At 54.8% G+C, this 20,420-nt stretch carries 19 protein-coding genes; 8 read left to right on the forward strand and 11 right to left on the reverse strand.

The window, feature by feature from the left end:
• The first annotated feature begins 129 nt into the window (after positions 1–129).
• On the forward strand, positions 130–462 hold the full coding sequence (locus tag RHK62_RS12395) for an endonuclease domain-containing protein (RefSeq protein ID WP_206200410.1): 333 nt from the start codon (positions 130–132) through the stop codon (positions 460–462).
• 198 nt (positions 463–660) lie between these two features.
• On the opposite strand, the gene RHK62_RS12400 is transcribed toward RHK62_RS12395, so the two are convergent.
• Positions 661–1,098: a single-stranded DNA-binding protein gene (locus RHK62_RS12400; protein ID WP_206200411.1), complete on the reverse strand. Its 438-nt coding sequence runs from the start codon at positions 1,096–1,098 to the stop codon at positions 661–663.
• Between the two features lie 178 nt (positions 1,099–1,276).
• Here RHK62_RS12400 and RHK62_RS12405 point away from each other — a divergent pair, with 178 nt between their 5' ends.
• Genes RHK62_RS12405 through RHK62_RS12415 form a run of 3 tightly spaced genes read left to right on the forward strand, consistent with a single transcriptional unit; the run spans position 1,277 to position 3,680 of the window.
• A complete protein-coding gene (locus RHK62_RS12405) occupies positions 1,277–2,575 on the forward strand; it encodes an NAD(P)/FAD-dependent oxidoreductase (RefSeq protein WP_302678445.1) in 1,299 nt (432 codons plus the stop codon).
• A 40-nt stretch (positions 2,576–2,615) separates the two neighbouring features.
• Complete coding sequence (locus RHK62_RS12410) at positions 2,616–3,191, forward strand: DUF3365 domain-containing protein (protein ID WP_206200413.1); 576 nt, start codon at positions 2,616–2,618, stop codon at positions 3,189–3,191.
• A 12-nt stretch (positions 3,192–3,203) separates the two neighbouring features.
• Positions 3,204–3,680 (forward strand): DUF3122 domain-containing protein, encoded by a 477-nt coding sequence (locus RHK62_RS12415; protein ID WP_310453782.1) that lies wholly within the window; start codon positions 3,204–3,206, stop codon positions 3,678–3,680.
• Here the strand turns inward: RHK62_RS12415 and RHK62_RS12420 are convergent.
• Genes RHK62_RS12420 through RHK62_RS12430 form a run of 3 tightly spaced genes read right to left on the reverse strand, consistent with a single transcriptional unit; the run spans position 3,677 to position 6,693 of the window.
• A complete protein-coding gene (locus tag RHK62_RS12420; protein ID WP_399365013.1) occupies positions 3,677–5,152 on the reverse strand; it encodes an anthranilate synthase component I in 1,476 nt (491 codons plus the stop codon). The genes RHK62_RS12415 and RHK62_RS12420 overlap by 4 nt on opposite strands.
• On the reverse strand, positions 5,071–5,952 hold the full coding sequence (locus RHK62_RS12425; RefSeq protein ID WP_310453783.1) for a CbiQ family ECF transporter T component: 882 nt from the start codon (positions 5,950–5,952) through the stop codon (positions 5,071–5,073). Before RHK62_RS12425 ends, RHK62_RS12420 begins: the two co-directional genes overlap by 82 nt.
• Positions 5,953–5,961: 9 nt before the next feature.
• On the reverse strand, positions 5,962–6,693 hold the full coding sequence (locus tag RHK62_RS12430) for a PspA/IM30 family protein (protein ID WP_302678449.1): 732 nt from the start codon (positions 6,691–6,693) through the stop codon (positions 5,962–5,964).
• A 239-nt stretch (positions 6,694–6,932) separates the two neighbouring features.
• Between RHK62_RS12430 and RHK62_RS12435 the strand changes: the two genes are divergently transcribed.
• Positions 6,933–7,247, forward strand: a complete 315-nt coding sequence (locus RHK62_RS12435; protein WP_310438619.1) for a pentapeptide repeat-containing protein — start codon at positions 6,933–6,935, stop codon at positions 7,245–7,247.
• Here the strand turns inward: RHK62_RS12435 and RHK62_RS12440 are convergent, their stop codons facing one another.
• Positions 7,248–8,348, reverse strand: a complete 1,101-nt coding sequence (locus tag RHK62_RS12440) for a histidinol-phosphate transaminase (protein ID WP_302677376.1) — start codon at positions 8,346–8,348, stop codon at positions 7,248–7,250.
• Positions 8,349–8,462: 114 nt separating this feature from the next.
• Here RHK62_RS12440 and RHK62_RS12445 point away from each other — a divergent pair, with 114 nt between their 5' ends.
• On the forward strand, positions 8,463–9,404 hold the full coding sequence (locus RHK62_RS12445; protein WP_310453784.1) for a DnaJ C-terminal domain-containing protein: 942 nt from the start codon (positions 8,463–8,465) through the stop codon (positions 9,402–9,404).
• Between the two features lies 1 nt (position 9,405).
• On the opposite strand, the gene panB is transcribed toward RHK62_RS12445, so the two are convergent.
• A complete protein-coding gene (gene panB, locus RHK62_RS12450; RefSeq protein WP_190278113.1) occupies positions 9,406–10,191 on the reverse strand; it encodes a 3-methyl-2-oxobutanoate hydroxymethyltransferase in 786 nt (261 codons plus the stop codon).
• A 116-nt stretch (positions 10,192–10,307) separates the two neighbouring features.
• Between panB and RHK62_RS12455 the strand changes: the two genes are divergently transcribed.
• Together RHK62_RS12455 and RHK62_RS12460 are read left to right on the forward strand one after the other, a co-directional pair.
• Positions 10,308–11,831, forward strand: a complete 1,524-nt coding sequence (locus RHK62_RS12455) for a bifunctional aminoglycoside phosphotransferase/ATP-binding protein (RefSeq protein ID WP_302678452.1) — start codon at positions 10,308–10,310, stop codon at positions 11,829–11,831.
• Between the two features lie 45 nt (positions 11,832–11,876).
• Positions 11,877–13,163: a homoserine dehydrogenase gene (locus tag RHK62_RS12460; protein ID WP_255521468.1), complete on the forward strand. Its 1,287-nt coding sequence runs from the start codon at positions 11,877–11,879 to the stop codon at positions 13,161–13,163.
• On the opposite strand, the gene cysW is transcribed toward RHK62_RS12460, so the two are convergent.
• The 5 genes from cysW to RHK62_RS12485 form a co-directional block, all read right to left on the reverse strand.
• Positions 13,160–13,999 (reverse strand): sulfate ABC transporter permease subunit CysW, encoded by an 840-nt coding sequence (gene cysW, locus RHK62_RS12465; protein WP_310453785.1) that lies wholly within the window; start codon positions 13,997–13,999, stop codon positions 13,160–13,162. The genes RHK62_RS12460 and cysW overlap by 4 nt on opposite strands.
• Positions 13,986–14,837 carry a sulfate ABC transporter permease subunit CysT gene (gene cysT, locus RHK62_RS12470; protein WP_206200424.1) on the reverse strand — a complete coding sequence of 284 codons (852 nt, stop codon included), beginning with the start codon at positions 14,835–14,837 and terminating at the stop codon, positions 13,986–13,988. The genes cysW and cysT overlap by 14 nt, the downstream gene beginning before the upstream one ends.
• A complete protein-coding gene (locus RHK62_RS12475) occupies positions 14,837–15,883 on the reverse strand; it encodes a sulfate ABC transporter substrate-binding protein (RefSeq protein ID WP_310453786.1) in 1,047 nt (348 codons plus the stop codon). The genes cysT and RHK62_RS12475 overlap by 1 nt, the downstream gene beginning before the upstream one ends.
• Positions 15,884–15,968: 85 nt before the next feature.
• Positions 15,969–16,295, reverse strand: coding sequence for a hypothetical protein (locus RHK62_RS12480; RefSeq protein ID WP_190278112.1), 327 nt, complete (start codon positions 16,293–16,295; stop codon positions 15,969–15,971).
• Positions 16,296–16,361: 66 nt separating this feature from the next.
• Complete coding sequence (locus RHK62_RS12485) at positions 16,362–20,342, reverse strand: magnesium chelatase subunit H (RefSeq protein ID WP_310453787.1); 3,981 nt, start codon at positions 20,340–20,342, stop codon at positions 16,362–16,364.
• Positions 20,343–20,420: the final 78 nt, after the last annotated feature.

Below are 20,420 nucleotides of genomic sequence, written 5' to 3' on the forward strand. Positions count from 1 at the left end.
AGGAGACAACCCGCTCTCGTCAGTCCAAGCTATAGCTCATATTCTTGAGTAACATTCATGACGCTTTGAGTATAGCCTATCCCTCTTGAAAATATCTCACTCCCTTTCGAAATAGCTATACGAAAAAGAATGACGCGATCGGAGGTGATTCTCTGGCAGCATCTCAAGGGCAAGCAGATGAATGGCTATGATTTCGATCGCCAACGTCCTATCGATGAGTACGTTGTTGACTTCTACTGCAAAAAGCTGAAGCTAGCGATCGAAGTTGATGGCTCATCCCACGATAGCGAAGAAGCTCAAGAGCAAGACCGCTACCGTCAGCAAAGGCTTGAAGCCTTAGGGGTTCGATTCTTGCGGTTTCGAGATGAAGAGGTGTGCCACAATGTTGAGGGAGTCCTTGAGGCGATCGCAACCTGGATAAAGGACAACGCCTCCAAAACTTTCCCTCCAGAGAGAGGCTAGGGGTGGGTCTGAGTTGGGCTGACTACGAAAGGGATGCGAAGGGAATTCTTGCCCTGTGAATTGCTGCGTGAATCTCATTTGTGACCTCTGCCCATCAGACTAAGAAGCCTCCCATGGCTCTCTAGTTCTCCTCATCCCAAACTGACGTGGGTGAGATGATGTGTTCGTGCTAAACGCTAGCCGAATCAGCGTCAATCCCTAGAAGGGTACCTCATCTAGGTTAATATCTTCGGGTTCGGGGGGTGGGGGTGCCACCTTCGGTGTGACAGGTGCAGTGGCTGCGGGTGTGGCCATGGGGGTGGTTGCCGGCTGTGCCGGATGATCCACAATATTGCCCTCAACGGTGTAGAAGCGGCTTACCACCAACTCGGCGCGTTTTTCTTTGAAACCTTCGGGGCGGTCAATGGTGTCCATTTTTAGCCGACCTTCTAAGATCAGGCGATCGCCCACTTTGCATTCTGCCTGCATTTTTTGCCCCAAATTGCCCCACGCCACTGTTCGCAAACTCATGGGTGGCTCTTCACTGCGCAGGCTAGCAAACTGCACCACCATTGTGGCCACCGCCATCTGATTTTCTTGGGTGTAGCGCAGTTCTGGCGCTTGAATCACTTCTGCAAAGAGGACGCAACTATTCATCCGATGAGCTTCCAACAGGTCGTGTTCTTTCCAGTATAGTCCCAACGGCTGCCGCGACAAGGCCACAGGATCAATACAGCGCGACGCTGGGGTTCTCCCTAGCACAGACGGCTGTAGCCAATTGTATCTTCTTATACTACCATATAGTTAATTAAATAAACTTACAGAGGACACGGTCATGGCACGGGTGGTTGTCCTTGGGGCGGGCATTGGCGGATTGCCCACAGCCTACGAATTGCGGCATCGTTTGGGCGATCGCCATCAAGTGGTGTTGGTCTCCGATGTGGATCGCTTTACATTTATTCCAGGACTAGTGGCAGTTGCCCTCGGACACCATTCCCTCGAACGCCTGCAAGTGCCCCTAGGGATCGTGAGCCGTCGCCATGGGTTGCAATGGGTGCAAGGCAAAGTCCAGCAGATTGACCCTAAAGCTAAGAAAGTCTATTTGCCTGAGCAAACCCTTGACTACGACTATTTAGTGATTGCCACAGGGGCAGAACTCGCCCTCGATTTGATTCCCGGCCTTGGCGTTCACAGTCATTCCGTGTGTACCCCCGCCCACGCAGTTGCCGCCCATCGAGGATGGCAAGCATTCCTCAAAGACCCCAAGGACTTAGTTGTGGGTGCGGCGCCGGGAGCCAGTTGCTTTGGGCCTGCCTATGAATTTCTGTTTTTGGCGGAGTATGCCCTGCGGCGTCATCGGTTGCGCGATCGCGTCAAGATGACATTCATTACCCCTGAACCCTACATTGGCCATCTGGGGATTGGTGGCTTGGCCAACAGTGATCAACTCACCCTAGACCTGATTGCACAGCGGGGCATTGAAACCATCACGAATGCCGAGATCACGGCCATTGAGCCGCATCGGATTTTGTTGCGGGATGGACGGGTAATCCCCTTTGGCTACAGCATGATTTTGCCACCTTTTCGCGGGCCAGCCTTTGTGCGTGCCTCGGGTCTTGGCAATGAAAAGGGATTTTTGCCCCTGCTGCCCACCCTTCAGCACCCCGACTATCCTGAAATCTATGGGGTCGGTATTAGTGTTCACCTGCCGCCGATAGAAGTCACCCCTGTGCCTATGGGCTTGCCCAAGACGGGTCAAATGACCGAGGAGATGGCGATGGCTGCGAGCCACAACATTGCCGTTGCCCTTGGGGAATTAGCGGCTGAGCCTGTGGTGCCGACACTGGATGCCCTCTGTTTTGCCGACTTTGGCGACACGGGTATTGCCTATATTGCCGCTCCTGTGATTCCTGAGACCCTCGGGCAGAAGCGCCGCTTGGCCTACGCCATTCAAGGATTGTGGGTGAGTTGGGTCAAGGCCGCCTTTGAACGCTACTTCCTGCTGAAAATGCGATGGGGGCTAAGTGTTCCTTGGTTTGAACAGTGGGGACTGCGGCTCTTCTTTGGCCTCTCCCTTGTGCGTCCCCTTCAACCCACTGTGTTCCCAGAGCAGCAACCAACTATGAAAGTTTGATAGAGAAACATTGACAAAATTTCATAAAGGAGCAATTTCTATGGTGCGCATCTTTCTCATGGGTCTGTTGATGGTGTTCCTATGGCTCCAGAATTCCCCGGCCACCTTGGCCAGTGTGAATCCCGATGAACTGGGGAAAGCCGTAACTGCGATTGAACAATTGGATCAAATGCGCATTGGTCTTGCCTCTACCCTAGAGGGCAGTACCACCGAACCCACCCTTGACACCTTTAAGGCTGTTTGTGCCCCCGTGGGCAAGAAAGCGAAGGAAATTGCTGCTGCCAATGGCTGGCAACTGCGTCAGGTAGCCCTCAAGTACCGCAACCCCAACCATGCCCCGCGCACAGCGCTGGAAGTGCAAGCCCTCAATCGCTTTGATAACAATCGTCAACTCCAAGCCTTTTGGCAAACGGATGCTGAAGGGGTGCACTACTTCCGTCGCATTGATGTCCAAGCCAGTTGCCTTGCCTGTCATGGGGCGAAAAATCGGCGGCCTGCCTTTATTCAAGAAAAATATCCCAGCGATCGCGCCTATGGCTTCCGTGTTGGTGATCTGCGGGGCATGTACGCTGTGACGATTCCGCAAATTCAACAGGCACTCCAAACCTCACCCTAGGGAGGAACTTCAATGAAACGTTGGCAGGGTTGGTTACTTGTGATCCTGCTCGTCATTCTCCTGTGGCTAGCGGTGTCCCCCAGTAGCCCTGCCATGATTCGCACCATTGAAGAGGCTGCCAATCAAGTGGTGGTGCAGTCGCGGCATCAGTTGCGCGATAATCGTGGCTTCACGTGGCAGGTGATTCTCTTTTCCCGTCGTGACCAGTTGCAATTACGCTTGGTGGGGTTTCCCGAGCAGTACCACTTTCGCCATCTCGATCCCTTGGTGCTGATCACATCGAGCGGTCAAACCCTCACAGCCGTAGATGACTTTCCCAAGGCAGACTCCGTTGCCAATGTGGGACAGTTTGACCTGTTGCCCCTTGTACCGCGCTTGCCCCAGAGTGAACCCTTGGTACTGCGTCCGCCCCTAGAGGAGCAGGGGATTGAGATTGCTGTGCCTGCGGCTGTGGTAATTGAATGGCACGCTCTGATGGAGGGAGTCTAGGAACGGGGGCTGATGGGCGTAGGTGTCCCAAGGGCAAGGAGTAGGGCTTGGGCTTTGCTCAGGGATTCTTGCCATTCCCGCTCTGGATCACTGTCGGCCACAATACCGGCGCCCACTTGCCCCCAAGTCGTCTGGCGATCGCCCGCCACCAAAAGAGTACGGATGAGGATATTCAAGTCCAAATGCCCCCGCTGATCCCAGTAGCCACAGGAACCGTAGAACAAATTGCGGGGAAAGGGTTCCAAATCGGCCAAAATCGCCATGCAGCGTACCTTGGGACAGCCGGTAATCGTGCCACCGGGAAAGAGGGCACGGATCACATCCACAGGAGACAGCCCCGGCTGCAACGTGCCGCGAACATTGCTCACCAAGTGAATCACATGGCTGTAGTACTCCAGCGTTAGGAGTTCATCCACCACCACACTGCCCCACTGGCACACTCGCCCCAAGTCATTGCGCTCTAAATCCACGAGCATCATGTGTTCTGCCTGTTCCTTGGTATTCCTAAGGAGTTCCTCGGCGTAGGCGCGATCGCCCGCTGGGGTTTGGCCGCGCGGACGGGTACCAGCAATGGGTCGGGTTTGCACCCTATCTCCCTGCACTTGCACCAAGCGTTCCGGTGAGCAACTGACAATGTAGCCCCAAGGGGTCTGCCAAAAACTGGCAAAGGGAGACGGGTTAATCTGCTGCAGCCGCAGGTATTGTTGCCAAGGATCAACGCGCCCGTAATGGCAAAAGCGGGCCGACAGATTGGCCTGAAAAATATCCCCGGCACGAATATGGCGGAGAATCTGCCGCACCGCTGCTTGGTAGGTATCGGGTTGCCAGCCAGCGGCTAGTTCAATGCTGCCGGGGCGATCGGGTAGGGGCAGATGAAGGGCAGGGGACGTTTGCTCTAGGCTCTGTTGGAGAAGGGTTAACTCTGCCTCGGTGGAAGCTGCTAGATAGAGGAGATCTTCTTGATGATCTAAAACCGCGAAGGCTTGGGGTTCATACCAAAAGGCCACTGGAAAAGGGAGAGGATCAGGCTTCAGAGGCGGCAGGGCTTCAATTTCCCACGCCAACTCATACCCCAGCCATCCCAACCAGCCACCAGTAAAGGGCAGATGGCGCACCGCTTCAGGAACCGCTTCACATTGGGGAAAGCTGTGTAGCGTCGGCAGGACTTGACCCAAGGAGAGTGGCCACTGGCGATCGCGCCGTGGTGACCCCGCACAAATGGAGTAGCGCGCTTGGGGAGTCGGGGCTTGGGCTGGGCTTTCCAGTAAAACGGCAATCGGCTCAGTCAAAAACAATTGCTGAAAAATAGCGCGACCCGTGCGACGCCGCAGCGGCAAACAGCACCATAGCCACGGCTGACAGGGGAACATCAATGGTGTGTCACCCCCAACTAACCCAAACGAACCAACCAAAATAACCCCATGCCCCCCAGAGCCAACCAATCTCGCCGCTGCAGTCGCAGATGGTGCCAGGGATTATCGTAGGTTCCCGGTTCTTGAAAGCCCCGCACCTGCATGGCACAGGCCACCTGTTCTGCCCGCAGGAGTAAATTGTCCAACAGCCGTACTGCTAAGGTGAGCCACAACTTGATGCTGCCCTTAATGCCCACCAGTCGCCAATTGATGGCACGCGTCCGCACTGAGCGGCTCAGGTTTTGCACCTCTTCTAAAACCAAGGGAATAAACCGCAGCGACAGCGTCAAGGTCAGGGCAATTTCGGCCACTGGCAGCTTAAAGCGTTTCAGGGGCTGCATCAGATTTTCCAAGCCAGCGGTGACTTCTTCTGGGGCAGTGGTCAGCAAAAACAGATGCGTACTGTAAAGGAGCGTAAACAGGAGGGTACTCAGGCGTAACCCCAAATCCAGCGATCGCTGGGAGACTTGCAGATGAATCGGAAACTGACCCACTTGGGCACGAAACTGCCACAGGATATAACTGTAACTCGTGGGCGGAGCGGTGGCTTCCAAAGGGCGGCGGGGTTGATAGGTGACCGCCATCCCATCGGGCATCAAAGCCGTGATGACTAGAATTAAACTCCCCACCAAGAGGAGCCACAGCAGTTGCCGCCGCCACACCCGTGCGGGAATCCCCCCTAGGAGGGTCAGGAGAATTAAACTGACCACTAGCCCCAACCGCCAACTGACATCCGCCAAAATAGGTGCCAACAGAAACGTCATCAACCATGCCAACTTAACCCGCGGATCAAGGCGGTGCAGCCAAGTCACCGGTTGTTCAAGGTATAGCCCCAAAGGGAGCGATCGCAGGAGATCCATGGAAAATAACTAGTTCTTCTTCAGTTCCCGCCGCAGGGCTTCCAACTCTGGATCGTAGGCAGGGGTGCTGCTGGGTGACAGTTGCGGGTTGGCCAATTCTGCCTTCAGCCGTGCCAAATCGTCATCCACACTGCCGGCTTCGAGGGCGGCAAACTTGGCTTCGAGGGTATCGCTATTGAGTTCAGCCACGGCTTGGGAGCGAGCCTCCATTTCCTGAACCCGTTCCTCCATGCGCTCAAAGGCGGCCATGGGGGCATTGGTGTTGAGGCTGCTAAAGGTTTGTTGCAGTTGCTCTGAGGCCTTGGCTGCCCGTGCCCGTGCCACCAGCATTTCTTTACGGGTTTTCGCTTCCGCGATTTTGCTTTCAAGCTGCTGCATTTGTTTTTTGAGGGCTTCCACTTGGGTCACGGACTGCTCCAATTGCCCTTTGAGAGCCATGGCTGCATTCAGTGCTGTTTTTTTGCGACTCAAGGCCTCAAGCGCTAGTTGCTCATCCCCATGTTGCAGGGCAATTTTGGCACGGCGCTCCCACTCAGCCGCCTGCTGTTGATGTTGGTTGAACTGTTGCTCTAACCGCTTTTGGGAGGCGATCGCTTGGGCGACGGCTTGCCGCAGGGTCACCAGATTGTCCTGCATTTCAATCATGGTCTGCTCAAGGATTTTTTCGGGATCTTCAGCAGCACCCACCAGCGCATTGAGCCAACTGCGAACCACACGGCTGACGCGATCAAACAGTCCCACAGCGTTATCTCCCTATTGGTTCCTTATCTATAGCAGTATGCCACTTTCCTTAGACCCTTTGGCCACGAGTTCCAAAAACGGTCGCTGCCCTAGGCTTAAACTATAGTAAAATCATCAGAACCCTGATCCTACTTTTAGTGATGTCTGCTTCTTCGGGGCAACCTTCAGACGCCTTTGATAAACACGGTTTTCTCAGTCGCTACGCCCCAGCCATCATTAATCAAAATAGAGCTGATCAAATGCTGGCAGACTATGCCAAAGGGCGGCGTGACTTTCGGCGATTGGATTTGCGCGGTGTCAACCTAGAAGATGTGAATTTGGCAGGGGCCGATCTCAGTGGCTCGGATTTAAGCAATGCCACACTGACCAACGTGGATTTGACCAATGCCAAGCTGATTGAAGTTAAGCTGATCAATGCTGAACTGACGGCTGTGCAATTGCGCCAAGCCAACCTGAGTCGCGCCAACCTGCGGGGTGCCACACTGACCTACACGTCTTTAGCCACGGCAACCCTGCGGGGAACAGTCCTGCCCAATGGCCGCTTGTCCGATTAGCTAAAGCTGGTGCAAAAAAGCTTGCAGCCGTTGCCAAAAGCGCTCCATCTCCGCTGGTGTGCCAATGGTGACCCGAATGCCGCTAGCGATCGCCCGTACAAGAGTCCCCTGACGCCGCAAGGCATCACACAGGGGCTGGGTGTATTGCGGTTCCTGCAAGCGGAAAAAGAGGAAATTGGCCACACTCGGCCATACCCGCAGTTGGGGGCAACCCTGAAGCCGTTCATAGAGGCGCTCCCGCTCCGCTAGCACCGTGGGAATCTCTGCCAGCAACGCCGGCCGATGGTCAAGGGCAACCTGCGCCGCCACTTGAGAAAACGTAGGCAGGTTATAGGGCAGACGAACCTTTTCTAAAACCGCAATCACCTCGGCATTGCCAATGGCGTAGCCCACCCGATGGGCGGCGAGTCGAAAGGCTTTGGAAAACGTACGCAGAATCAACCAGTTGGGATGCGCTGCCAAGTCCCCCACCAGTGTCTTGCCCGAAAATTCAAAATAGGCCTCATCAATCACCACTAAAATGTCCTCAGGAAGCTGCCGTAGCCAGTCCACCTCCGCTGCGGTTAGGGGGTTCCCTGTTGGGGAGTTGGGTTGCAGCATAAAGAGAACGCGCACGGGGGGAGCCGCTTGGGCAATGAGGGTATTGGCTTCAGCAATTTGCACGGCAAAGGTGTCAGGATCGCGGGGCGATCGCTGGACGGGAATCCCTAGGGTTTGGGCGAGGATCCCGTATATGGAAAATGTCGGTTCTGCCACTAGGATAGAACCGTAGCCCCCGATCGCAGTGGCCAGTAAAATCGAGCGAATTAGCTCATCGGAGCCGTTGCCAACCGCAATTTGGTGTGGGGAGATCTCCGTTGGGCTGTGTTCACTGACATAGCGAGCGATCGCCTGCCGCAAAGGCCAATGATGACTGTCAGGATAGCGATGACTGGCGAGGGTGCTGACATACTGTTGAGCTAACGCCTCCTTAAGGGCAGTGGGCAAATCCCACGGAAACTCATTGGTATCGAGGTAATCCAGTTCTAGGGGTAGGGAGTCACTGCTGGGGGTGGAGTAGGCGCGGAGGTTGCTCAGTTCTGGACGAAGAAACGTCGCCATGCCAAGACGGTATAAAGGGATTCAACTATAATAGCACTGAGCTTTTTGCCTTAATTTGCTGCCAGCCCTGACACTAAATCTTCATCTTTTGATTACGTAGAGGCGAATGTTCCTATGGCGCGTACCGACTTCAAAGATTACTACCAAATCCTCGGGGTCAGCAAAAATGCCACGGATGCCGAAATTCGGCAAGCCTTTCGCCGCCTCGCGCGCAAGTATCACCCCGACTTAAATCCGGGGGACAAAGAGGCAGAAGCTCGTTTCAAGGAAATTAACGAAGCCCACGAAGTGCTCTCAGATCCGGAAAAACGACGCAAATACGATCAATTTGGTCAGTATTGGCAACAGGCCAGTGCGGCGGGTGCTGGTGGCTTTAATGTCAATATTGGTGACTTTGGCGCTGACTTTAGTCAGTTTAGCAGCTTTGAAGACTTTATCAACGAGTTGCTGGGGCGATTTGCCACTGGCACCACCACAGGGCGTACCCGCACTTGGAGCAGCGCTGGCTTTGATTCATCGCCATTTGGGGGTACCGATGTTGATGCGGAAGTGCAAATTAGCTTCCAAGAGGCCTTTGAAGGCTGCCAAAAAACCTTCAAGATTGGCAATGAACAGGTGACTGTGACGATTCCCGCTGGTATTAAGCCGGGGACGAAGTTACGACTGCGGGGGAAAGGTCAATATAACCCCTACACCCAACAGCGAGGGGATTTATATCTCGCGGTACAGGTGGCGCCCCATCCCCTCTTCCGCTTTGAGGAGGATCAATTGGTGATTGATTTGCCAATCACGCCGGATGAAGCTGCCTTGGGTGCTCAAGTCACGGTACCGACGCCCTCTGGGACTGTGGTTTTGAATGTGCCCCCTGGTACGCGATCTGGGCAATCGCTGCGGTTACGGGGCAAAGGGTGGCGCAGTAGTAGCGGCATTACTGGCGATCTCCTTGCCAAGGTGCAAATTGTGCCCCCCAAATCCCTGAGTGCCCAAGAAAAAGAACTCTACGAAAAGTTGCGATCGCTCCGCACCTTTAACCCCCGTGCCCATTGGCCGCTCTAAGTTAGGGAAATTGCCGCGATTTTACAGCTTGGCAGTAGCTCTTAAGGGCAGCGATCGCCTGAGTGCCCAAGTCGGCATACACCTTAGCAAAGGGGGGCACCTGTGGACTCAAGCCCAAAACATCTGCCGTCACCAACACCTGACCATCACAGTAGGGGCCTGCGCCAATTCCAATCGTGGGAATTTTCAGCTTGGCAGTAATCTGCTGTGCCAAATCCGCAGGAATATGCTCCAAAATGATGCCAAAGGCACCTGCTTCGGCCAGAGCAAGGGCATCTGCGAGAATTGCTTCTGCCCCCTGTGGTGTCTTCCCCTGTTGTCGCCATCCCCCCAACTGATGCACCCGCTGCGGCAACAGACCCACATGACCCAGCACCGGGATGCCGGCCTCCACTAAGCGCCGCGTTGCTGCCTGCACCACCGGAGAGGCACCTTCCATTTTCACTGCTTGGACGTCTGCTTCTTTGACTAAACGCCCCGCTGAGCGCAGGGCCTGTTCGGGGCTTTCGTGGTAGCTCAAAAAGGGCAGGTCACACACGAGGAAACTGTGGCTGACGCCCCGCCGCACCGCCTGCGCATGGTGAATCATCTGATCAAGGGTCACCGGCAACGTGGTTTGATAGCCAAGGGCAACCATACCAAGGGAATCCCCGACAAGGATCACATCCACCCCCGCCGCATCCAATAGCCGCGCCCACAGATAATCCCAAGCTGTGAGCATGGTAATCGGCTCTCCCTGCTGTTTTTTTTGCTGGAGTTGGGGTAAGGTTACGGGGCGACGCACCATAGTCAAATCCACGAGCTTCGTATCCCCATCCTCTAAAGGAACGCTCAAAACGTCAATTTAGCCACAGGCATAGAGTCTAGTGATATGATTGGGGCGCGATGTTAGCCACAATACGCATGTCTTTGCCTGCCTTTGTCGAAGCCCTATTAACCCCTGCTGCGTACCCCCATGCAGTGACCTCTCCCATTCAATTGCTGCAAACGCATATTTCCTACGTATTTCTGACGGGGGACTATGCCTATAAGGTGAAAAAGCCGGCGGATTTTGGCTTTTTGAACTTTACAACCCTAGAAAAGCGGCTATTTTACTGTCGGGAAGAGTTACGGCTGAATCGCCGTTTGGCGTCAGATCTCTACTTGGCGGTGGTGCCCATTGTGGCGGTAGGCGATCGCTATTTTGTGGCGGATCCCCAAGACTTACCTGCGGGAGCTGAGGTGATTGACTATGCCGTGCAAATGCGGCAATTTGATCAGTCGCAACTGTTTTCGCACCTCTTTGCAGCCAACCAAGTCACCCCCCACCTGATTGAATCCCTCGGTAAAGAACTGGCTCATTTCCACCGCGCCGCTGCCACAGATCCCCACATTAGTGAATTTGGTTCCCCGCGGGCGATCGCCCAAGTGATTAACAATTGCCATGCCTTGGCGGCTCAGTTTGTCGGTCGCTGTCAATCCCCAGAACAGTACGCGGCGATTCAGGCTTTTACCGATGACTTTCTGACCCGGCATCAGGAGTGGTTGGTGCAGCGGCAAGCCGCAGGCAAAATCCGCGAATGCCATGGGGATCTGCACCTGAACAATATCTGCCTGTACAACGGCAGGGTGCAAATTTTCGACTGTATTGAGTTCAACGAAGAATTTCGCAACATTGATGTCATTTATGACGCCGCTTTTTTGCTGATGGATCTGGAGTTTCGGGGTCGCGGGGACTTGGCCAATCTCTTCCTCAATACCTACTTGGAGTGGAGTGGGGACTACGCTGGGGCGGTGCTGTTGCCCCTTTACCTTTGCATCAGAGCCTATATTCGCGGCAATGTGAACGCCTTGGCCCTCAACGATCCCGCTATTAGCGAGGCCGAAAAGGCACAGATTCAAGCCACGGCTGCGGCCTACTATGAGGCGGCCTATCGCTACACCCAACCACGTCAAGCCAAGCTCTATGTCATGTGCGGTCTCTCTGGGGCAGGCAAAAGTACACGGGGACGGGGTCTCGCCCAAGCCGAGCAAGCCATTCAAATCCGCTCCGATGCCGTGCGTAAGCACTTGGCGGGTTTACCCCTTGACCGCCGCAGCAGTGATTTCCCGCAGGTCGATCTCTATTCTGAGGCCATGACCCAAAAAACCTATAATCAACTCTTGGCCTATGCAGAATTGTTGCTGCGTCAGGGACAAACGGTGATTTTGGATGCGAAATACGATCGCGTGGCGCTGCGCCAACCCGTGATTGCTTTAGCTGAGAAATTGCAGGTGCCCTTGGAGATTCACTTCTGTAATGCACCGCCTGAGGAACTGCGCCGTCGCTTGAGCGATCGCCAAGGGGATATTGCCGAGGCCACGCCCGATCTCATTGCTGCCCAAGTGGCGAGTTTTGAATCCTTTTTGCCTGAGGAGGAACCCTACGTTCGCCATGTGTGTGACTAGGACGAGCGCGACTGATAATAGGAACAGTGCACTAGGACGGGTCTGATGTATCACATTGGTTTACTGGGGTTGGGCACTGTTGGTGGCGGTGTGGCGCAAATTTTGGCGGATCCAGCGGGGCGCCATCCGCTGATCAAGGAACTGGCGATCGCCCAAGTGGGGGTACGGGATATCCATAAGCCCCGTGCCGTTGCCCTTGATCCCAAGCTCCTGACCACTGACTTAGAACGCATTGTGACTCATCCTGAGATTGACATTGTGGTGGAAGTCCTCGGCGGCATTGAACCGGCGCGATCGCTCATCCTCAAAGCCATTGCCCACGGCAAGCACATTGTCACCGCCAACAAGGCCGTCATTGCCCGTCATGGTGCTGAAATTTTTGATGCGGCCAATGCCCAAGGGGTCTATGTGATGCTCGAAGCGGCGGTGGCCGGTGGCATTCCTGTCATTCAAGCCCTGAAACAGAGCCTAGGTGCCAATCGTATCCACAGTGTCAGCGGCATTCTCAATGGCACCACCAACTACATCCTGACCCGCATGCAGCAGGAACAGGGGGATTTTGCCCCCATCCTTGCCGATGCCCAACGCCTAGGGTATGCCGAAGCCGATCCCAGTGCTGACATTGAGGGATGGGATGCCGCGGATAAAATTGCCATTCTGGCCAGCCTTGCCTTTGGGGGGCGGATTCGCCGCGAGGAAGTGTATTGCGAGGGCATTCGTGGGATCACGGCGGTAGATATTGCCTATGCGGAAAAACTCGGATTTCGCATTAAACTGCTGGCGATCGCCCGCCAGCTCAGTGGCCAGCCCCTAGAGGTGCGCGTTCATCCGACGCTCGTGCCCCTTGAGCACCCCCTTGCCGGCGTCAATGGCGTCTTTAATGCCATTCTCCTAGAGGCAGAGCCGTTGGGTCAGGTAATGTTCTATGGTCCCGGTGCCGGTGCAGGGGCAACCGCCAGTGCCGTCGTGGCGGATTTAATCAACATTGCCGCCCTTCTCCCCCAAGGACGTGCCAGCCATCCCTTGCTCACCTGCCAGCACGATCAGTTTATGCCGCTGCTACCGATGGCGGAGGTGGATAGTCGTTTCTATGCCCGTGTCCATGCCCAAGATCATCCGGGAGTCCTAGGGAAACTGGGTACCTGTTTTGGCAACCACAATGTTAGCTTGGAATCCCTTGTGCAAATTGGCAGCCACAATGAACTGGCAGAAATTGTGATTGTCACCCACCATGTGCGCGAAGGGGAGTTTCGTCAAGCTATGGCCGAGATTGCCCAAATGACCGATATTGAAGCCGTGCCCTCGATTTTGCGCGTCCTCGGCACCTCCTAGGGATTGGGCTTGATCCCTGTTTTCCGCTCCAAAATTTCCTTAACCACGAGCGTCACAAGCGCTAGCAAGCCAAGGATCACCGCTGCCGCATAGGCGGACTCCGTATTGTAGTTTTTGTAGGCATCCTCCACAAAGAGGGGCAGGGTTTGCGTCAGACCCGCCACATTGCCAGAGACTACTGCCACAGCGCCAAACTCCCCCATCGCCCGCGCATTGGTCAACAGGACCCCATAGAGCAGCCCCCAGCGGATATTGGGTAGGGTGACTCGCCAAAAGGTTTGCCACTCATTGGCGCCTAGGGTTTTTGCGGCTTCCTCCTGCTCGGTGCCGATTTCTTCTAGAACAGGGATGACTTCTCGCGCCACAAAGGGCAAACTCACAAAGGCTGTTGCCAGCACCATCCCCGGAAAAGAGAAAATAACGCGAATATCTAAAGCTTGCAGCCAGCCCCCGAACCAGCCATTGCGGCCATAGACCAGTACCAGCATCAGTCCGGCAACAACGGGGGAGATGGAAAAAGGTAGGTCAATAATGCTCAGTAAAAGGGTGCGTCCCGCAAAGCGATGGCGGGCGATCGCCCAAGCGGCACAGAGACCAAAGATCGTGTTTAAGGGCACCACCACCAAGGCAAGGGCAAAGGTCAGCCACACCGCATGCAGAAAATCCGGGTTCAGCAAATTTTCCAGAAAGGGCATGACTCCCTTGTGAAAGGCTTGGAAAAGGACATTGGCCGCCGGCAGCAAAAGCACAAGGGCTAAGTAGGCGATGGCAATAACAATCAAAAGGGCATGTAGCCATGGCTTTTCTTGGGTGGGCGAGGGTTTAACGCTCCGCATAGCGCCGCCCCCACGCTTGCAGCAGATTAATCAGAAATAAAATCGCTAGGGATACCAAGAGCATCACCGTACCAATAATGGTTGCTGCCTCATAGTCATACTGCTCTAAGCTCTGAAACACCAGCACTGAGGCAATCAAGTCCCGAAAAGGAGTGTTGGAGGAAATAATCACAATTGAGCCAAATTCCCCCACTGCCCGTGAGAAGCCTAGGGCAACGCCTGTGAGAATAGCGGGCATCAAAGGTGGCAAAATCACTCGCCAAAAGGTCTGCCCATGAGTAGCACCCAGCGACCATGCTGCCTCCTCCACATCCTTTTCCATTTCAGTGAGGACGGGCTGCACCGTGCGAATCACGAAGGGTAAGGAAATAAAGAGCATCGCCACCGCCACCCCCCAGCGGCTGAAGGCAATTCTGATTCCGAAGGGCGCTAGTAAGCTACCAATCCAGCCATTTTCGCTATAGACCGTTGCGAGGGTGAGACCCGCCACCGCCGTCGGCAATGCAAAAGGTAGATCCACGACAGCATCAAAGAAGCGCTTCCCCGGAAAGGAATAGCGCACCAGCACCCAAGCAATCAGGGTACCAAAGACGCCATTGATCAGCGCTGCGATGAGGGCAGTCACAAACGTGACTTCATAGGCCGACAGGGCGATCGCCCGCGTTGCCACCTGCCAAAAATGCAGTGGCCCAGCACTACTGGCACGGCTCAAGAGGGCAGCAATGGGTACAGCCAGCATCACGAGTAAGTAAAAGACCGTGATTCTCCAAACCCAAGGAAACTGCCAGCGCTGTTTCTGAGGAGAGAGTGACGGCGAAATGGGGTGGGTAGCGGTCATCAGGCTTGATTCTCCTGCTGAATTTGATCAAACAGGGCGCCATTAGCGAAAAATTGGGCTTGCACCTTCTCCCAGCCCCCTAAATCTGCCACGGTAAAGAGGGTGGGCACGGGTGGAAACGTCTGCTGATGAGCGGCAAGGACGGTGGTATCCACGGGTCGAAAACCATATTGGGCAAAGATCTCCTGAGCTTGGGGAGTATAGAGAAAGTCAATATAGGCCTGTGCTACCTCCCGTGTGCCATGTTTATCCACGTATTGATCCACAAGGGCGATCGGGTTTTCAATCAGGATATTCACAGGAGGAAGGATATAGGAAAGGGTCTTGCCCTTTTGGCGAGCCAAGATCACTTCATTTTCATAGTTGATCAGGGCATCCCCCTGTCCCTGTTTCAAAAAGGCATCAGTGGCTTCACGACTATCGCGGGGGAGAGCGGCCACATGGCGAAAGGCTTCAGTCACAAACTGCCGCGCCTGATCAAACGTTCCCCCTGTTTCCGTGACCGATCCCCACAGCGCAAGGAAGTTCCAGCGAGCCGCGCCAGAGGTTTTGGGATCGGCAGTCACAAATGTCACCCCCTCACGGGTGAGATCCTGCCATGTTTGCAGATTTTTCGGGTTGCCGTCACGGGTAATCAGGGCACCGACAGAAGTGGTGACAATGCTGTTGTGGGGGGCTTGGCTAGCCCAATCGGGGCGAATTAACCCTGCTTTGGCAATGCGATCGACATCTAAAGCAAGGGACAAGTGGACAATATCGGCTTCTAGGCCATCAATCACCGCCCGTGACTGACTGCCCGAGGGACCATAACTCGTTCGGAAGCGCACTTTTTGTTGATGTTCCTGTTCCCATTGAGCAGCAAACAGGGGCATAATAGCCTCGTGCGCTTTTTTAGTGACCGAGAACGAAGAAAGGGTTAGATTCACCTGAGCAGGGCGACCATCGGGCAGAGTGGCCTGAAATTGACAAGCAGCGGTGAGACCACTGAGACCTACCGCTAGTAAGAACAAGCTCAACCAAACCCTAAAACGCCGCCAATTGACCATTCTGCCATCAATCTACGATAAATCGGTCGGAATACTGATGTGTAATCCATCTTAGCAGAAGGGGCGGCGATTCTGACTGGAATTCTTAAAACGTGATCAGCACCCCACTCGGATTCGCGGGAATCACATACTGCGGTTGATTGCGATGGGGCTTTTTGCGGTGATGGCGCGATCGCGGGGAGGCTGGCGGAACACTAACCACTCTTGGCTGTACCACATACACGGGTTGTGTTTGAGGGGTAGGCACCACATAGACGGGTTGGCTAGAGGGACTGGGCACCACATACACTGGCTGACGGGAACCACCAAGATTCACGTTGACATTCAGTTGAGCCGCGGCGGTATCCACAAAGGAAAGAACCGCCAAACCAGTCAAGGACGATAGGCCAACGACTTGAAGTGTCTTCAACATCGTCAACTCCTCCATCGACGTCCAAATAAAAAGGGGGAAGAGCTTCCCCCATGCTATTAACGTTGTTTACTCAACGCCCTCAATCTTGTCCTCGACCTCTTGATAGAGTTGCCGCAGCAGTTCCAGATTGGCTTCACTGGTCTCCCAGTAGCCGCGTCCGTGAAGTTCGAGGAAGGTGCTCACCATTTTGCGGAAGGAGTGGGGGTTGGTATTCAGAAGCCGCTGCCGCATCTGCTCATCGAGAATAAACGTGGCATTCGCCTCCTCATAAACCCAGTTATCCACAGCTCCTGCGGTGGCCGACCAGCCCATTGTGTTGACTAGTCGCTTCGAGATCTCGCGCACCCCTTCGTAGCCGTGGGAGAGCATCCCTTCATACCACTTGGGATTCAGGAGCTTGGTTCGGCTGTCGAGGCGAACGGTTTCCGAGAGCGTCCGCACTTGGGCATTGGCTGTGGTGGTATCGGCAATATAGGCCTTGGGTTGCTTGCCATCGCTGCGCAGTGCCGCCACCAGCTTGGTCGGATCTGAGTCAAAGTAGTGGCTGACATCGGTGAGGCTAATTTCTGAGGAGTCGAGATTCTGGAAGGTTACATCCACGGTTTTGAGGGCGGTTTCAAACAAATCCCGCGCCTGCTGCATCGTCCCCGGAGAATCTGCCGAGAAGGCAAAGGACTTACGGGAGAGATACATATCCTGAAGTTCCGACTCCTGCTCCCAAGAGCTATTTTCCACCGCTAGGTTGACATTCGCCGCGTAGGAACCGGAGGCATTGGTGAAGACCCGTGTGGCCGCTTGGCGCAGGTCAATCCCCAATTCTGAAGCCTGTTGCAGGGCGTGCTTGCGGATAAAGTTTAGCTCAAGGGGTTCATCGGCTTCGGCAGCCATCTTGATGGCACGGTCAATGAGCGCCATCTGGTTGATAAAGAGATCGCGGAAGACCCCAGAACAGTTGACGACAACATCAATGCGTGGCCGCCCCAGCTCTTCTAGGGGGATGAGTTCCACTTTGTTGACCCGTCCCAAGGAATCGGGTAAAGGACGTGCCCCCACTAGCCAGAGCACTTGAGCAAGGGACTCGCCATAGGTTTTGATATTATCTGTGCCCCAGAGCACCATGGCGATGGTTTCTGGCCATTGGTTGTTGTTTTCCGCTTTTTGCCGCGCTAGAAGGCGATCGACCACAACTTTGGCAGACTGCACAGCAGCGGCAGTGGGAATGGCTTGGGGATCCAAGGCGTGGATATTTTTGCCCGTCGGCAAGACCTCAGGATTGCGAATTGGATCGCCACCGGGGCCGGGGAGAATGTACTCGCCTTCAAGGGCTTGCAGCAGTGCCCCCAGTTCATTGTCGGCCACAATCTGCTGTAAACAGAATTCGAGGTATTCCATCAGGGGCTTGAGGGCAGCGGCATCCACTTGGGTATAGCCTGCACCATGGAGGGATTCAATCCACGGCTCTTTGCGCCCCATGTTAAAGAAGTTCAGCTTCGAGACCCGCGACACACGACCCTCGGCATCGGCTTGGGCTTGGACGAGGGCACTGACGGCAGCACGGGTCGCCTCGTTAATCTGGCGCAGCAGTTCAACATCCGCCAGTACCCCGCGATCGCTATTTTGATAAATCTCATCAATGTCCCGCCCTAGACTCTCGGCAATGAGCCTGGGCAAGCTCTTAATGCCGTCCTCAGAGCGATCCAAGCTGGCAATATTGACCAAGGTAGCCACTGCTTCTTCCGTTGTCGGCGGTTTGCCAATTACGTGCAGGCCACAGGGCAGGAGGCGGCTTTCAATTTCCATCAGCTTGATATAGACCTTGCCCACGAGGGTATCGCGCTCCTCGGCAGTGAGATCTGCAGCGTCCTTAGCGGGGAGAGCCACATCCTGATCGAGATTGACTAGGCGGCACTTGTCCATGATCGTGTTGACAATCTGAACCCCCCGACCGCTATCTTTCAGGGTTTGGTAGGAACCAATGAGATCGCTGAGTTCCCGCAGCCCTTTGTAGAGGCCGGCATTTTCCGCGGGGGGCGTGAGGTAACTAATCGTGTTGGCATAGCTGCGGCGTTTGGCAATGGTGGCTTCGGAGGGGTTATTGGCAGCGTAGTAGTAGAGGTTGGGAATACAGCCAATGAGATTATCGGGGTAGCAATCCCCAGACATGCCCATCTGTTTGCCCGGCATGAACTCCAAAGAACCGTGGGTGCCAAAGTGGAGCACTGCATCCGCCTGCCAAATGTGGTTGAGGAAGGTGTAATAGGCAGCAAAGCCGTGGTGGGGACTGGCAGAGCGAGAAAAGAGCAGCCGCATTGGATCCCCTTCGTAGCCAAAGGTGGGCTGCACGCCAATAAAGACGTTGCCGTAGGCTTTGCCGTAGATGAGCAGGTTTTGGCCGTCACTGTTCAGGTGCCCTGGCGGTTTGCCCCAGTTTTCTTCAAGGCGCTTGGCGTAGGGGGTGAGGCGCTCGTATTCCGGCACGCTCATGCGGTAGGCAATGTTGAGTTCAGGACTCCCCACTTGGGCACGGGCATCGTGGAGAATTTCCTGCATCAGGGCTTCGGCACTCTCGGGCATGTCCTGCACGTCATAGCCGTTGTTTTTCAGGGCTTCCATGACTTTGTAGATGGAGCCAAAGACATCCAAGTAGGCGGCGGTGCCAACATTGCCTTTATCCGGCGGGAAGCTAAAGATGGTGATGGCGACTTTCTTTTGCACCTTGGGTTTGCGGCGCAGATTGGCCCACTTCAGTGCCCGCTGTACGATCATTTCGACGCGGTCTTGGAGGGCGATCGCCTTACCGGTCATGCCATCGCGACCGGAAAGAATAATTGGCTCAATGGCACCATCCAGTTCCGGCAGAGCAATTTGCAGCGCCACTTGAATCGGGTGCAGCCCCAGATCGCTGTCTTCCCATTCCTCAGTGGTTTGAAACACCAAGGGCAGTGCCACCATGTAGGGACGGTTGAGTTTTTTCAGTGCCGCTACAGCTTTGGGATGATCCTGCTTGGCAGGCCCCCCCACAAGGGCGAATCCCGTGAGAGAGACAACGGTATCAACAATGGGTTTCTCAGGGTTGACGGGATCGTAGAAAAATTTTTCTAGGGGCGTCGAAAAGTCCAGCCCACCAGAGAAGACGGGAATCACCCGCGCCCCTTGGGATTCAAACTCTTGCACAATGGCGACATAGTGAGCGTCATCACCGGTGACAAGGTGGGTACGCTGCAACAGCAGGCCAATGGTGGGCACGAGAGGGTCTTTGAGATCAGCGCCAATATCGCGGCGACTGTTGAACCAGTTGAGGTACTCCTTAAGATCCTCAAACATTTGCGGTGCAAGGGGGTGCCAAATACCGGTGTCGGGGTAGGTGACCGGTTCTTGGTAGCTGAGGTTGCTGTTTGGCTGACCTTTGAAGACGTAGCGATCGGCCAGCATGAGGAGGAAGTTTTCTAGGTTCTCTGGCGACCCGCCCAGCCAATACTGGAAGCTGAGCATGAAGTTGCGGGCATCCTGAGCCTTGTCAATGGGGAGGTACTTCAGCACTTGGGGCAGGGTTCGCAGGAGTTTGAGCATGGCATCTTGGAAGCCGGCACCTGACTTCTCCTTGCGCTTTTTCATGAAGTTGGCAATGACGCTCTTGGATTGGCCAATCTGAGCCAAGGAAAAGCTGCCCATTTTGTTGAGGCGCATCACTTGGGGCAGCGAGGGGAAGACAACCGCTACATCCAAGCGATCGCGATAGGGCTGAACCGCCTCGACCACCTTATCCGCTAAGTCCTCAATGAAAATCAGGGAGGCGATAAACACATTTGCCCGCGCCACGTCCTCACAGAAGGCGGCATAGTTTTCGGGATTGCGCAGTTCCTCAAGGAGATAGCCACTGATTTCAATGGCCACCTGTGGATGGGTATCGTTAATGCTGCGAACCGCTGCCGACAGCGCGCTCTGGTATTGGGCTTCAAGTACCACATACACCACTCGCAACAGCGATCGCCCATTTAACGCCGCTGGCGCGATATGCCGAATCGTGGACTTGACGTGGGTGAACATGCGTTCAAACTCCTTGTAACGATCGAGACCAAACCCCAAGGGGGATATACCTTTTGTGGTTGTAGCAGAAAATCAAGC

It is taken from the genome of Thermosynechococcus sp. HY213, from assembly GCF_031460975.1.
Classification (GTDB): Bacteria; Cyanobacteriota; Cyanobacteriia; order Thermosynechococcales; family Thermosynechococcaceae; genus Thermosynechococcus.

What these genes read in the sequence shown, in the direction of transcription:
- cysT (WP_206200424.1), bottom strand. Translation starts at nt 14,837, where the DNA reads ATGACCGCTACCCACCCCATTTCGCCGTCACTCTCTCCTCAGAAACAG.
- RHK62_RS12400 (WP_206200411.1), bottom strand. Translation starts at nt 1,098, where the DNA reads ATGAATAGTTGCGTCCTCTTTGCAGAAGTGATTCAAGCGCCAGAACTG.
- RHK62_RS12480 (WP_190278112.1), bottom strand. Translation starts at nt 16,295, where the DNA reads ATGTTGAAGACACTTCAAGTCGTTGGCCTATCGTCCTTGACTGGTTTG.
- RHK62_RS12395 (WP_206200410.1), top strand. Translation starts at nt 130, where the DNA reads ATGACGCGATCGGAGGTGATTCTCTGGCAGCATCTCAAGGGCAAGCAG.
- RHK62_RS12440 (WP_302677376.1), bottom strand. Translation starts at nt 8,348, where the DNA reads ATGGCGACGTTTCTTCGTCCAGAACTGAGCAACCTCCGCGCCTACTCC.
- RHK62_RS12405 (WP_302678445.1), top strand. Translation starts at nt 1,277, where the DNA reads ATGGCACGGGTGGTTGTCCTTGGGGCGGGCATTGGCGGATTGCCCACA.
- RHK62_RS12485 (WP_310453787.1), bottom strand. Translation starts at nt 20,342, where the DNA reads ATGTTCACCCACGTCAAGTCCACGATTCGGCATATCGCGCCAGCGGCG.
- cysW (WP_310453785.1), bottom strand. Translation starts at nt 13,999, where the DNA reads ATGCGGAGCGTTAAACCCTCGCCCACCCAAGAAAAGCCATGGCTACAT.
- RHK62_RS12475 (WP_310453786.1), bottom strand. Translation starts at nt 15,883, where the DNA reads ATGGTCAATTGGCGGCGTTTTAGGGTTTGGTTGAGCTTGTTCTTACTA.
- RHK62_RS12415 (WP_310453782.1), top strand. Translation starts at nt 3,204, where the DNA reads ATGAAACGTTGGCAGGGTTGGTTACTTGTGATCCTGCTCGTCATTCTC.
- RHK62_RS12425 (WP_310453783.1), bottom strand. Translation starts at nt 5,952, where the DNA reads ATGGATCTCCTGCGATCGCTCCCTTTGGGGCTATACCTTGAACAACCG.
- panB (WP_190278113.1), bottom strand. Translation starts at nt 10,191, where the DNA reads ATGGTGCGTCGCCCCGTAACCTTACCCCAACTCCAGCAAAAAAAACAG.
- RHK62_RS12460 (WP_255521468.1), top strand. Translation starts at nt 11,877, where the DNA reads ATGTATCACATTGGTTTACTGGGGTTGGGCACTGTTGGTGGCGGTGTG.
- RHK62_RS12410 (WP_206200413.1), top strand. Translation starts at nt 2,616, where the DNA reads ATGGTGCGCATCTTTCTCATGGGTCTGTTGATGGTGTTCCTATGGCTC.
- RHK62_RS12455 (WP_302678452.1), top strand. Translation starts at nt 10,308, where the DNA reads ATGTCTTTGCCTGCCTTTGTCGAAGCCCTATTAACCCCTGCTGCGTAC.
- RHK62_RS12445 (WP_310453784.1), top strand. Translation starts at nt 8,463, where the DNA reads ATGGCGCGTACCGACTTCAAAGATTACTACCAAATCCTCGGGGTCAGC.
- RHK62_RS12435 (WP_310438619.1), top strand. Translation starts at nt 6,933, where the DNA reads ATGCTGGCAGACTATGCCAAAGGGCGGCGTGACTTTCGGCGATTGGAT.